The 13817-nt window shown below is 35.2% G+C and carries 7 protein-coding genes; 1 reads left to right on the top strand and 6 read right to left on the bottom strand.

The window, feature by feature from the left end; all coding sequences use genetic code 11:
* Nucleotides 1–13 precede the first annotated feature (13 nt).
* On the top strand, nt 14–1294 hold the full coding sequence (gene hemL, locus EXIGUO8A_RS03855; protein ID WP_159301992.1) for a glutamate-1-semialdehyde 2,1-aminomutase: 1281 nt from the start codon (nt 14–16) through the stop codon (nt 1292–1294).
* Nucleotides 1295–1361: 67 nt separating this feature from the next.
* On the opposite strand, the gene EXIGUO8A_RS03850 is transcribed toward hemL, so the two are convergent.
* The 6 genes from EXIGUO8A_RS03850 to lysS all read right to left on the bottom strand — a co-directional run bounded on the left by EXIGUO8A_RS03850 (nt 1362) and on the right by lysS (nt 13812).
* The gene (locus EXIGUO8A_RS03850; RefSeq protein ID WP_159301991.1) at nt 1362–5291 is read right to left on the bottom strand and encodes a DUF2194 domain-containing protein; all 3930 of its coding nucleotides are present in this window, start codon (nt 5289–5291) and stop codon (nt 1362–1364) included.
* Between the two features lie 242 nt (nt 5292–5533).
* Nucleotides 5534–5989, bottom strand: a complete 456-nt coding sequence (locus EXIGUO8A_RS03845) for a lysozyme family protein (RefSeq protein WP_159301990.1) — start codon at nt 5987–5989, stop codon at nt 5534–5536.
* A 524-nt stretch (nt 5990–6513) separates the two neighbouring features.
* Nucleotides 6514–9003, bottom strand: a complete 2490-nt coding sequence (locus EXIGUO8A_RS03840) for a zinc-dependent metalloprotease (protein WP_159301989.1) — start codon at nt 9001–9003, stop codon at nt 6514–6516.
* Nucleotides 9004–9199: 196 nt separating this feature from the next.
* Complete coding sequence (locus EXIGUO8A_RS03835) at nt 9200–10630, bottom strand: SLC13 family permease (RefSeq protein WP_159301988.1); 1431 nt, start codon at nt 10628–10630, stop codon at nt 9200–9202.
* A 39-nt stretch (nt 10631–10669) separates the two neighbouring features.
* Entirely contained in the window at nt 10670–12076 is a 1407-nt protein-coding gene (locus EXIGUO8A_RS03830) for a pentapeptide repeat-containing protein (protein ID WP_159301987.1), read from the bottom strand.
* A gap of 44 nt (nt 12077–12120) precedes the next feature.
* Nucleotides 12121–13812, bottom strand: a complete 1692-nt coding sequence (gene lysS / locus EXIGUO8A_RS03825; protein WP_159301986.1) for a lysine--tRNA ligase — start codon at nt 13810–13812, stop codon at nt 12121–12123.
* Nucleotides 13813–13817: the final 5 nt, after the last annotated feature.

The following is a 13817-nucleotide window of genomic DNA, read 5'->3' as shown; positions in this document are numbered from 1 at the left end:
ATCAATAGAACATATGATTTATCAAAGAAGTAGTGCCTTATTTGCTGAGGCAAAGAAATATATACCCGGTGGTGTTAATTCTCCGGTGCGTGCATTTAAAGCTGTTGGCGGTGATCCAATTTTCGTTAAAAAAGCAAAAGGAGCGTATTTATACGATGAAGATGGTAACAAGCTTATAGATTATATAGCATCTTGGGGACCGTTAATTTTAGGACATGCCCATGAGCCGGTAATTAATGCAGTGGTAGAAAAGGCTCAAAATGGAACCTCGTTCGGTATGCCTACAGAGATTGAGACAGAGCTAGCCAAGTTGGCTATTTCTATGGTTCCCAATATGGATAAGATCAGATTTGTTAATAGTGGTACCGAGGCTTGTATGAGTGCTGTTCGTTTGGCTAGAGGGTTTACAGGAAAGGATAAGATTATAAAATTTGCTGGTTGTTACCATGGTCATTCAGATTCGTTCTTAATACAAGCGGGTAGTGGTGCCGTTACCTTTGGTAGTCCAAATAGTCCGGGTGTAACTCAAGGCACAGCAAAAGATACATTATTGGCTGTTTATAATAATCTTGACAGTGTAAAGGCATTGGTAAATGCCAACAAAGGAGAACTGGCAGCCATTATAATAGAACCTATAGCAGGTAATATGGGTTGTATTATACCTTCGGATGAATTTATAAAAGGACTTCGCGATATATGTACCGAAGAAGGAATTTTGTTGATTTTCGATGAGGTGATGACAGGCTTCCGTTTGGCAAAAGGAGGGGCACAAGAAGTATTGAATATTAAGGCGGATATCGTTACCTATGGTAAAGTTATTGGAGGTGGATTACCAGTAGGAGCTTTTGCCGCAAGAACTGAAATAATGGATTTTCTAGCGCCTGATGGTCCAGTTTATCAAGCGGGTACCTTAAGTGGAAATCCGCTGGCAATGAGCGCAGGTTTAGCGATGTTGACAGAGCTGAATAATAATCCCGAAGTGTTTGATAGTTTAGCAAAGAAAACTGAATATCTTCATAAAGGTATTGCCGAGGTATTGACGGAGAAAAAGGTAACACATCAAATTAATAGATACGGTAGTATGATCTCTGTTCATTTTACAGATAAGCCAGTTGTCGATTTTGCAACATCTGCAAAGGGAAATAACGAAACTTTTAAAAAGTATTTTCACGGCATGCTAGAGAAGGGAATTTATCTGCCTCCAAGTGCATTTGAAAGTTACTTCTTAAACGATGCCTTAAGTTATGAAGACTTAGATGCAACCATCAATGCCCTTAGAGAAATAGAGCTTTAAGGTTAATAAAATGATAAAAAAAAGAGTCCTCTATTGAGGACTCTTTTTGTTTAAACGAAGATATCTTTTATTTAAAATTATATTGAATACCTAGTTGAACTGCATTAGAGAAAAACTGATCTATGGTAAAGTAGGTATAATTTAAATTTACAGTGGTGAAATTCTTTATCCTATATGAAAGTTCGCCTTCATAACGCTGAAAGCTATCTTCATCTTGTTCCGCAAAAAGTGAGAAATCGCTTTTCCAATTAAAGTCTGTATCCTCGTTACCGATTTGAAATTGCAAACCTCCGCCAGCAAAAAGCCTATCTTCGGTCAACCAATATGGAAATCCGTCTCTTCGATCTTCAGAACCAACACCGTAAGCCCCTTCAATTAACGGTCCTAGTTTAAATTTATCAAGGTTTAATAGATTGTATTCTACACGCGTACCACCAATAGCGTAATATTGACTATCTGTATAATAATCTGCTTTTACGTAAAACTCATGGTTTAAGTTTGCTGAATATTCAAACTCTTGCGTGGCCTTTACCTGTATGTCGTAGATGTTTAAATCATAACCAGGTCCGGTTGTAACCGGGTGAGTTTTTAAAGCTAGTGATGATTTGCTGTTGTAACCTATAAAATCTATGCCCGTATTAAAGTGAAAGAATACCTTGTTAAAATTATCCAATTCTACTTTTGCTCCAACATAAAAAGGTTTTTCTTTATTGGATTCCGTTTTATATAGATAAGCTATACCCAATAAATCTCGGTCAATATCATTAGCTATCAGCGTATCTTTTAGTACGGAATATGCTGTACCTTGAACAATTGAGAATTGATGAAAATCAAGTTTTTTATTATAATACCCAAAATGAAAAGCATTATTAAATAAAGTGGGGTTGAATTCATCGGCAATGGCAGATGAAGTAAGCCCAATAGAATGACCTTTCTTTTTTCGAGCTTCAATTTCAGATTTTTTTACAATAGCATCATCCATTAAAACTTTGTATTTGCTTATATATAAAGATTGCTTCTCATTAGATTCAGACTTCACCTCATTGTTAAATGCAATTTTAAAATCTGGGTCAATTTTATTCTGCGGTATATCCATAGCTATTTTTCCCGCGCCATCAACATCACCTTTTAACAATAGCAATTTTACCATATGATTCATGGTATTATAATCTCTTGGGTTTTTTTCTATATGTTTGGCGTACACTTGTTTTAAATACCTACCGTTGGCGTATTCTAGATTCCAATCTAGAATATACTTGATGGATATAGTGTTTGTACACGTACTCCAATCCAATGCTTTTTGATATTGCGAGTATTGGGCAAATAAAAGCGCAATGTTTTTAGAAAGTCTTATTAAATCTGGTCTACAAGGTTCTATATCTTGTGCTTCTTCAAGTGCCTTGTCAGGGTCATTAACCAAAAGATATCTTAGGTAGTATTCAAAATCGGTAAATTTTTTGCTTTCGATAGTCTTTGTTTTTTCTTTCCATTCTTTAACTACCTCTGGGGAAATGTTACCGCATTTTTGCCATAACTCTGCCTTGTTAAAATTTAGTTTATCGGCATATACTTGACTAATTGAAGTAGCTAGATCTTTATTGGAGATACTGCAAGGTTCTATTTCGTCTAATTTCTTGAGTAAGTCGTCATTATCTGATGCCACTAAGAATTCATAATATTTTATTTTATTCTCTTCGGTAGGTTCAATTGTATGTAATACTTCCAACACTTGTTCAATGACTTCAAAATTATCTTCTGTATTGAAGCTTTGATAGTATTCTTTAAGAAGTTCTTTATCGTTTTGTCCCCATTCCATTTGTCTTTCCATCCACATTTTCTTTATAGCAGGTGAAGGATAATTACTTACATCACTAACATCTTTAGAGAATTCAGCATAAGAACTCGACGGATTTTTTAGGTACAAATCATTCAGTTGAGACCAAAGCTCATCGGTTTTACCCTGTGCTTCCATAACTTCTGCGTAAGTAACGATTTCTTGGCTATTAATGAATTTATTATCCTCAAATAATTTTTCCATTAAGCTAGTTGCCTCCTCGTTTTTTTCTTCCACAACTAGGCGATCAATTTTCTTTTTCAATGGCACCAAGGTCTGTTTACTCTTGTTATAAGTTTTGTAATCGTTATCGGTTTTAGTGATCAAAGTTGAGGTTGTACCTATCAATGTTCTTATTTCTGGTCTTATATCTGGCACACTCAAGTTGGGAGATTTAGTTTTAATACTGTACAAGAAACCGTTTAAAAATGGGGTGGCACTAAACTCTGCTTGGTCAAAAAACAATTTTTCATGCACTTTTACATTGTTATTTTCACTAACATACATTAACCAATATGAATCTTTGTTGGCATCTGAATTTAAGGAGCTAGAAACCTCATATTGCCCTTCATAACTCAGATGGCGAATACTTTGGTAACGCCAATCCATAACCGCCTCTGTAGATTTTTTAGCCGTTAAAAATAGCATTTGTGGATGTCTGTTCTTATAATCTACTATATGGTTTTCAAGTGAATTGATGGCACTATTTGTATCTCCTACATTTATAGCGTCTTCAGTACTTAATGCATGAGACCATATACCGGTATATAAATAAGTAGATTCTATAGCCCATAGCTCATTGTCTGAAATAGTAAAGCCACTACTTAACCGCGGGTAATCAAAAAATCTATTGTTCAAGGGGTCTGGATCGAACTCTCTATTGCCACCTTCATACAAATCGCCTAAAAATGAAGTATGTACAAAGTTTAAACTAGGAAATCCTTTTTTAAGTGATACTAGCCCTAAGCTATCTATTTGATTGTTTGGAGCTACATATGACGTGGGTAAGGTTTTAGAAATATGCTCTTCCCATTTTTTTGCTGATGCCTTTGTGTTATCGAGAATAATATCAGTGTCTTGCCATAATTTTTTAGATAGTGGACGGTTGTTGTAACCGCGAAAACCGAGTTCATGACCGCGATTTGTAAATTCATTGGTCATCCATTTATTTGTGCCATCTTCATTTTTACCGTCTAATATTCCTGTTTGATCCCAACTTTTAAAATTTGCTTTGCCGGTATTCTTGTCATCCGCATTGAACGTAACATAGGCAGAATATTTAATATCCTCTTCTTGTGCAAGCTTTTTCATTTTTGGCCACCAGTTTCCTTTCAAGTACTGGGACTTTGTTTCGCCGTTTTTTAAAGTTATGGCTTTTCCTTTTTCATCATACATAGCTGAAGGAAAGTCGTCTAAAAAAAGTGTGCCGATGTTTGCAATAGGGTAGGGTATACCTTCTAAGCCAAGTAAACTTGCGGAAAATAATAACCCTCTCATTTCTTTCTTGAGTACTTGAGATGAATTGTATAAAATAACTTTACCGTTGCCGATATGGTTTTCTATTAGCACAGGGTATTCATTGTCGCTATATGCAGATACCAATACATTAACGTTATTGGAAAAATTAGAACTTTCAAAACCTAAATGTGTGGTTTTATTATTAAAACCACGACCCTGCATACCAGGAAATAAAGGTTTATTGAAAAAAAGACCAGAGGCTTTTTTGTTCGTAGACCAATCAGCACCAGGGGTCATTCCAAAAAAGTATGACATACGCTCGTCTTTTGCAGCTTTGGTAATAAACAAGGTGCCACCTTTTGAAACGAACTTTAATAGGCTGTCAATAGCCATGGTGCTAAGACCAGCTGTTTCATGAACGGTTACAACCCTTGTGGTAGGGGCAATATTCAATTTTTCATTAAATTGGTTTACCCAAAGTGTTTTATGTGCAATTTTAGAGTAGTCAAAAGCTTTGGCCAAGTTTTCGGTTTCTAAAATGGCACTGTAGTTAGTAGGTTCTATAAGAAATTGAACCAAAGGTTCTTCGGTACTTTTTTCCGGAATATTGAATTTGTTGTTAGACTTGTAAAGTTCTTGTTGGCAACCGGTTAAAAGACTTAAGGCTATAAGTAGGGATAAATAACCTATTTTTTTTGCTATCATTGCTTGGTATCTTAAATTCTAATCTGGGACTTTTATATTTTGTCTTCAATTTGAACATTCTAAGTACAACCATAATGATAGCAGGTTAAAATTTATTGGTCAAATAAGCATTTTCATCCATGAATGCATCATTTAAACGTATTACGCTGTTTGTAAAGGTATTTGGGCTGGTGAGAGATATCGATTAAAAGTAAAAAAGACCTACTAAAAGCAGGTCTTTTTTTGTTTCAAATATTGAATATTTATTCTTTGGCAGAGCGTTTTTCTTTTCTAGTATCTCTGTTTTTGCCCTTGCCGCGCATTTTTCTTCTATGGCCCATTTTTTCCCAATTTTTAAATTGCTCATCATTAAGAATAGATTTCATTTGTTCTTTACGTGCAATTTGATGATTTAAACGCTCAATCTCCATCTGGTACTTTTCTTCGGAAGTCAAAAGTTTTTTACCTTCTTCTTTATTTGCCTTTCTTTCTTCCATTTTTGCTTTACGTGCCGTGGCATCTTCCGTTAAGATCGTTTTAATCTTTTTCTGTTGAGACTCGTTCAGATCTAAGGCCAATGTCATTTTTTTTGTCTGAATAGTAGCTACTTGTTCAGGGGTCAAATCTTTCATGTCACCTCTTTTTCCTTTTCTTTGGTGATCTTGTGCCGTTGCAGTTATGCCTGCCATTATTAATATGGCCATTACTAATTTTTTCATGTTTTATTTTTTTATGTATTTGTTACTTTGACATGAATTTTACAGATTGGTTTAAACGGCAATGAGTATTTAATAGTTTTTTAACGGAAAAACAAAAGTATTGATAATTAAAAAGCACGGCTTTTAGGCCGCGCTTTTAAGTAGGTTTTGTTCTGAAATTTTTTTAATTCGTCTGAGTCCTTCCCTCCATTGTTTTGTAAGGGTTAATAACTATATCAGCTTCTTGTTCGTAAGTATTTGTTACGATTTCTTCTTGTGCCGTTTCGTTTGTGCTTTGATAGTATACTACAGAAGCACAGATGAAACAAGCTAGGTAAATAAGACTTTTTATTTTGTTGGTCATGATTTGGGGGTTTTAAATTCTTTACTAATCTAAAAAAGATAAACGCATGAAAAAGCCCATTGTTGTGTAATGGGCTTTTTTTGATGTCTAGAATATTTAATGTGTGGTATATACATTTCATTCATCGATGATATTGGTTTTTCATCGATATGATTGAAATATTAGCGCTACCAGCAGCTAATTATTTAGGGTCTAAAATATCGTTAATACGCTCAGAAACATCGTCGTAATGATATTTTGTCATCATATCTGAAGTTCTATTACGGGCATTTCTAATATCTCGTTTTAAAATGTTCAATTCTGCCCTTGCAATGGTGCGTATATCAGATTGACTAGTGTTGACAACTGTTGATTTTCTGTAGCCACCAAAATCTGAAGCTTTACCTTGATTTTCTGCTGTCAGTAAATATGCTAAGCGATCAATATGGGCTTTTTGAAGGTTTCTTCTGTAAGTATCAATGGCTTTACCAGATCTGGCTTCAGACCAAATTCCTTTTCTTAATTCGCTCATCATTTGTACCAAAGAATAAGAATTATCTTCGTTTACGGTCTCGTTTTCAATTAAACGTGCCATTTTGCCTAAACTAAGTACATTGTTAAGCGTACGAACTTGCATAGAGCGCATTTGCTCTAAGAAGCCCGAATACTCCGTACGTTCCAAAATTTCTTTGTCTAGCATCCACGTAGGAGTTTCAAATAACTGTTCTTGAAGAAAAGTCATGGCTCTTTGTTGACGTTCTTTAGGTACTGCAGTATACACTGCCCCTTCTTGGTCGTAAGTCTTATGGTTTTCATAGACGCCACCAATATTATTGGAAACATGCCCCATATATCTATTGAACTGGGCAAAAACTTGTCCGTACAGTTTATCAAGGTCCTCGTAGTTTTTACCGTCTTCAGCGGTCCATTCTATTAATTTGGGTACAATTCTTTTTAAGTTGGCAATACCATATTCACTAGCTTTCATGGCATCGTCTCCCAAATCTTCGGTCTGCGAACTTGGATCTACAATATCGCCCACTTGTTGGTGTCCAAAACGATAAAGAGGGTCGCCGGCATGTTCTAGGATCCATTTATCCAAAATTGCTTTTTCCTCTTCAGCCGTAGTATTTAAAATAGGTTTATAGCCCCATTGAATGGCGTATTTATCATAAACTCCAATATCGGGCATAAGGGCTACACCTTCATCACCAGGTTGGGCTATGTAATTAAAACGCGCATAATCCATGATCGATGGTGCCGTTCCATATTTGTTGGTAAATGTTTTAGAACGTAGGGAGTCTACAGGATATGCAACACTACTACCCATATTATGTGGTAGACCTAAGGTGTGCCCTACTTCATGAGAAGATACAAAACGAATTAAGCGACCCATAACTTCATCATCAAAAGAAACGCCTCTAGCCGCAGGATTAATAGCAGCAGTTTGTACAAAGTACCAGTTTCTCAGTAAGGTCATTACATTATGGTACCAGTTAATATCGGACTCTAATATTTCACCACTTCTTGGGTCACTAACATGAGGTCCGTTCGCATTAGGTATTGGCGAGGCTAAATAACGTACTACGGAATAACGTACATCTTCTGGAGACCATTCTGGGTCTTCTTCTTCAGTAGGGGGTTCTTTTGCAATAATGGCATTTTTAAAACCGGCAGCTTCAAAAGCGGTTTGCCAATCTTCGATTCCCTGTTTTATGTAAGGCACCCATTTTTTAGGTGTAGCTCGGTCTACATAGTAAACAATTTGCTTTTTAGGCTCGACCAGTTCACCATTTTTAAATTTCTCAACATCTTCATCTTTCACTTCTAAACGCCATCTATCTAAGAATTTAACGGTTTTACTTTCTTGAGCGTCCAGACCATAGTCAACTTGACCTCTTGCAAACCAGCCAACTCTTTCGTCAAAATATCTGCGCTTCATAGGTTCTTCGGGAAGAAGTACCATAGAATTATTAATTTCTACAGAAATTGAACCTAGGGTAGAATTGCTTGGCGGATTACTGGCCAAGTATGTTTTTACGTGGCGTACCTCTACATTTAATGGGTAACTTTTAATAGACTCAATGTATCCTCTACCTTCGTCTAACCTAGATACTTTGTATCTTTTTCTGTACCTGTTGGGCATACCAAAGGCTTTGGTATCCTTTGTGAACATATCATTGACTTCTATTACAGTTGCAGGGTTAACTGAATCTTTCTTTATTGCTTTTATATCGAAAGAGAACAGTACCGGCTCAAAATTAGAGTTGACCACAGCCTCATGAACGGGTAATGAGTCTGCCGCTACCACATCATGAGAAACCACGCGAAGCAATACTTTTTTGTCTTTCTTTTCCCAACGTAGTACTTGGGTATTTATTTTTCCACCACCAAAACCAATGCCCGAAGCAGTTTTAGATATACGGCTTACCATCAACATTTCTTTATTGAAGAGAGAATCTGGAATTTCAAAAAAGTGATTTTCATCGACTACGTGGGTAGTAAAAAGTCCCGTATCACTTACGGCATCTTTAGTAATGACCTTATTGTAAGGTTGAATTTTGTCTTTTGATGATTTACTGGCTTCTTGCTCAGTATTTTTTTTCTTCTTTTTAAAAATTTGTGCTTCGGCATTTTGATAGCCAAAAACACAAATTAACAGTACTAATTTTACGAGTAAATTTCTTTTCATTTGTGAGTTAGTTAGGTAATCTTCCAAAGATTGAAATAATATCTGGAACAAATAGTTAATAATTTCTTAACCCTATATGTAACAATTGAGAACTATTGGCGTCTTTTAAATAGGAATAAACATTTTTTCATTCTGAATTAGTCGATTATAAAGCCTTTGCTATTCGCAAGGGCTTTATTTTTTGGTAAAATTTACATTAGAATAACAGCGGAAGCACGAATTGAAATAATAATATCAATAAGAGTACGGCTATAAGATTAAGAATAACACCGGCACGTGCCATTTCATGAACTTTTATAAAACCACTGGCAAACACAATGGCATTTGGGGGTGTAGCCATAGGAAGCATAAAGGCACAACTACTGGCAATGGTGATAGGAATTAGTAAATAAGTGATGGGTAGACCCAAACCTATGGCAATACCGGCGACAACTGGGGCTAGTACGGCTACCAGTGCAACATTGCTCATTATTTCTGTCATGAATAGCATTAAAATAATCAATAACGATGCGGTGAACAAAATACTAAGGTTGCTTTGCCCAATAAGTTCTGCTACCAAATCAACAATACCCGATACTGACATGCCATTGGCAAGGGAAAGTCCGCCGCCAAATAATATAAGAATTCCCCAAGCTAGCTTTTGGGTGTCTTTCCATTCTAAAATAAAATCACCCTTTTTTAGATTATAAGGTAATGTGAATAGTGCAATAGCCGCAAACATACTTATGAGCATATCAGAAAGCCCTAAGCTGGGAAACATGGAGTTGATCAATGTTCTAAATACCCATAGAAAAATAGTAACCGCGAATATTACCAAGACCATTTTTTCTTTGCCAGAAGTAGGACCCAGTTTATGCAATTCATCTTGGATAATGGTTTTAGAAGCTCTGAACTTTAAATTTTGAGTTGGAAAAAACACTTTTACCAATACAACATAACAAATGGAAATCATGATCAGGGAAAATGGCAATCCTATGACCATCCATTTTAAGAATGAGATTTCAATGTTATATTCGTTTTCCAACAAGCCGATTAAAACGGAATTTGGTGGGGTTCCAATAACTGTTGCTATACCTCCTGCATTAGCAGAGAAAGCAATGCCCAGCATTACGCTTAGGGCAAAATTACGGTCACGTTTGGTGAAACCATCTTCATCTTCGATCAATAAGTTGATGACAGACATGGCTATGGGTAGCATAACTACCGTACTTGCGGTGTTGCTGATCCACATGCTCAGTACCGCGGTTGCAATCATAAAGCCTAGCACCACCTTATTGGCAGTGGTTCCGGTAAGTTTAATAATGTTAAGGGCAATACGTTTGTGTAGGTTTACCTTTTCTAAAGCTAGGGCCATTACAAAACCTCCAAAGAATAAAAATACAATTGGGCTACCGTAGTTAGCGCCAACATCGCCAACGGGCATAATTTTTAAAATTGGAAATAGTAGCAGGGGTAAAAGTGCGGTTACGGAAATGGAAACCGCTTCGGTAACCCACCAAATAACCATCCAAAGTGCAACGGCGATTACTGCATCTGCATTTTCTGAAATGAATACATTAGGTAAAAGAATGATAATAAAAAATACGATAGGACCTATTATTAGACCTATTTTACTACTTAAATTCATGCTGGTTGGTTTTGCCAGCTTCTAAGCTACTATTTTTTATTATATTCTAAATTTTCTAAATGATACAATGGTTTGAAATAAGCCGTATCCAATAATTATTTTTCCAATTAGAAATGGTACGTAAAATAGCCCGTTAGAAAGTCCATTTTCAAAAGGAGATTGATATGTTGGAATCAAATACTTAAAATAACCGGTAATAAAATAGTTGATTGATTCGTGATTTATTACAAAATCTTTGCTCAAATTTTCGAATGCAAAATAAATAAGATAAAATAATAGAGCGGCTATTAAAGTAAACCTAATAGACTTGATCCAATTCGTACCGTGATTTGAAGAAATTGAGTTTAACCAAAGAATAAATTTATCTGACGAATCTTTTTTGTTTAATTCAGCCCTATGCGCCTCAAGTTCGTAGACTTTAAATTTATTATAATCAATACGATTGTCTGATTTTTGTAATTCTTGCTTAATTGTCCTTAGAGTTTCTTTACTACATAATTTCAAATCTAGTATCTCAATATTGTCGAAAAATGCTACTTTTTCAAATAAAATTTGATTCAGGGTTATTTTGTTAAGTATACAATTAGCAAATGAAACATTTCTTTCAAAACTTACATTTTTAAAAGTTAAATCATTGAATTTAGAGAAATCAAAAAATAAATTTTTTCTAAAAGTACAGCCAGAAAAATCACCAACCGTTGTTGATAAATTTGAGCAGTTATTAAAGATGACAATGTCTTTAAATATGCTACCGTTGAATAACAAAGTTTTGCCAAAATTAACATTATTAAAAAAGGCTTTGTTAAATTCAGAATTGTTGCTTAGGAAAGATCTTTGACCTCTGAAATTAGCATTGTCAAAAATTGATACGTCACCAAAATTAGAATCTGATAAGTCGCAATTATTAAGCTCTGCATTTTTAAAGCTAATTTCAGACTTACTTATAGGAGTTGATTTCAATGAGTTGCCTCCAATAGAGTTTTCTGTAAATTCAAACACTCCATCTTTATGGACTAAATTTTCAAAACTTACATGTTCAAGTATTGTATTATTTTCTATAAAGAAAGAACCACTTAAATGCTTTTTATTCTGTTCATATCTGGAAGTTAAATCTAGTCTTTTGAGATTGCAAGATTTAATTTCGAAACATCTGTCAATTATTTCTGTATCAATAAAATACAGGCTATAAAGTGTGCATTTTTCAAAAATAGTTTTACAATTTAACGAACAGTCAATGAATTTAATTTTGAGATTTGGTTTAATAATACCATATACATGAAATTCTAATCCGTTAAAACTACAGTTTTTGAAGGTTATTGTGTTTATAGTCGGAGATATTGTATCTCCATTGATAAAAGTATCGGTGACATCAATCTCCTCATTTTGTATACTTTTAGTATTATTGCCTCTTCCCTGCAGGATTTGATTTAGTTGAATTAAATCCATAATAATTAAAATTAAAGGGGGAAGTTTGTTTTTACACTAAATGGCTATTTTAAGATTTCAACAAAAAGAACATCTTCTTCCCTGTAAATTTTGGCTAATTGCTGTTTTGTAATGCCTTTAATACCTTTGTCCCAAGCCTTATTGCTTAAATCGGATTTCGTTTTAAGTACGGTAAGTTCCATTTTCTTCTCTGTCTTTAAAATATCGAAAATCACCTTTTCGTTATCAGACAATTGTAGCGGTTTTTTCTCTGGTCTCATTTGAGGGAAAAACAATACTTCTTGTATAGAAGCATTATTGGTCATCAACATTACTAAACGGTCAATACCAATGCCAATACCGGAAGTTGGGGGCATACCATATTCAAGAGCTCTAAGAAAATCTTGGTCTATGAACATCGCCTCGTCATCACCTTTTTCAGAAAGTTTCAATTGCTCTTCAAAACGTTCTCTTTGATCAATTGGGTCATTAAGCTCAGAATAGGCATTTGCCAACTCCTTACCATTTACCATAAGTTCAAAACGCTCGGTCAATGCTGGGTTGTCTCTATGTTCTTTGGTCAACGGACTCATTTCTTTTGGGTAGTCCGTTATAAATGTTGGTTGCACGTAATGGTGCTCACATTTTTCACCAAAAATTTCATCGATGAGTTTACCGATACCCATGGTTTCGTCCACTTCCAATCCTAACTTTTTAGCGGTTTCACGAAGCTCATCTTCGGGCATTCCGGCAACATCAACACCTGTATGTATTTTTATGGCTTCAAGAATCGGTACACGTGCATACGGAGCTTTAAATTCAATTTCATGATCACCAACGGTTATTTTAGTAGTTCCGTTAGCATCCATAGCTATTTTTTCCAGTAATTTTTCGGTAGTATCCATCATCCAGTTGTAGTCTTTATAGGCTACATACAGTTCCATTACCGTAAATTCTGGATTATGGGTACGATCCATACCTTCGTTTCTAAAATCCTTAGAGAATTCATAGACACCATCAAATCCGCCAACAATCAATCTTTTTAAATATAATTCGTTGGCAATTCTTAAGTATAAAGGAATATTTAGGGCATTATGGTGCGTTAAAAACGGACGAGCAGTTGCACCGCCAGGTATAGGTTGTAAAATAGGAGTCTCAACTTCTAGGTAACCTTTATCGTTATAGAACTCACGAATACTATTGGTGATTTTAGTTCTTTTAATGAAGGTTTCTTTCACCTTTGGGTTAACTACCAAATCAACATAACGTTGACGGTAACGTAATTCAGGATCATTGAATTCATCGTATACCTTACCTTCCGCATCTTTTTTAGGTAATGGTAAAGGTCTAAGCGATTTGCTCAACATGGTAAATTTTTTCACCATAATGGTTTTTTCACCAACCTGAGTAGTAAAGAGATCCCCTTCAATACCTATGATATCACCAATGTCCAATAATTTTTTATAGACATCGTTGTACAAGGTTTTATCATCTCCTGTACAGATTTCATCTCTGTTAAAATAAACTTGAATACGACCGGTACTATCTTGAAGCTCGGCAAAAGAAGCCTTACCTTGAATACGACGAGACATAAGTCTACCGGCAACAATTACCTGTTTGCCTTCTTCATAGTCAGATTTAATACTTTCTGATGTAGAATTTACAGGATATAAAGCAGCAGGATAAGGATTAATACCTAACGCTCTTAATTTTTCCAATTTTTCTCTTCTGATAAGCTCTTGCTCCGATAATTGCATGCCGT

This window comes from Maribacter litoralis (assembly GCF_902506355.1).
GTDB classification, from domain to species: domain Bacteria; phylum Bacteroidota; class Bacteroidia; order Flavobacteriales; family Flavobacteriaceae; genus Maribacter; species Maribacter litoralis.
The sequence above is the reverse complement of the archived record's forward strand: the minus strand, read 5'-3'. Positions and strand labels throughout refer to the sequence as shown.

Coding starts and splice junctions, on each gene's coding strand:
- EXIGUO8A_RS03830 (WP_159301987.1), bottom strand. CDS start 12,076: ATGGATTTAATTCAACTAAATCAAATCCTGCAGGGAAGAGGCAATAAT.
- EXIGUO8A_RS03840 (WP_159301989.1), bottom strand. CDS start 9,003: ATGAAAAGAAATTTACTCGTAAAATTAGTACTGTTAATTTGTGTTTTT.
- EXIGUO8A_RS03850 (WP_159301991.1), bottom strand. CDS start 5,291: ATGATAGCAAAAAAAATAGGTTATTTATCCCTACTTATAGCCTTAAGT.
- EXIGUO8A_RS03845 (WP_159301990.1), bottom strand. CDS start 5,989: ATGAAAAAATTAGTAATGGCCATATTAATAATGGCAGGCATAACTGCA.
- lysS (WP_159301986.1), bottom strand. CDS start 13,812: ATGCAATTATCGGAGCAAGAGCTTATCAGAAGAGAAAAATTGGAAAAA.
- hemL (WP_159301992.1), top strand. CDS start 14: ATGATTTATCAAAGAAGTAGTGCCTTATTTGCTGAGGCAAAGAAATAT.
- EXIGUO8A_RS03835 (WP_159301988.1), bottom strand. CDS start 10,630: ATGAATTTAAGTAGTAAAATAGGTCTAATAATAGGTCCTATCGTATTT.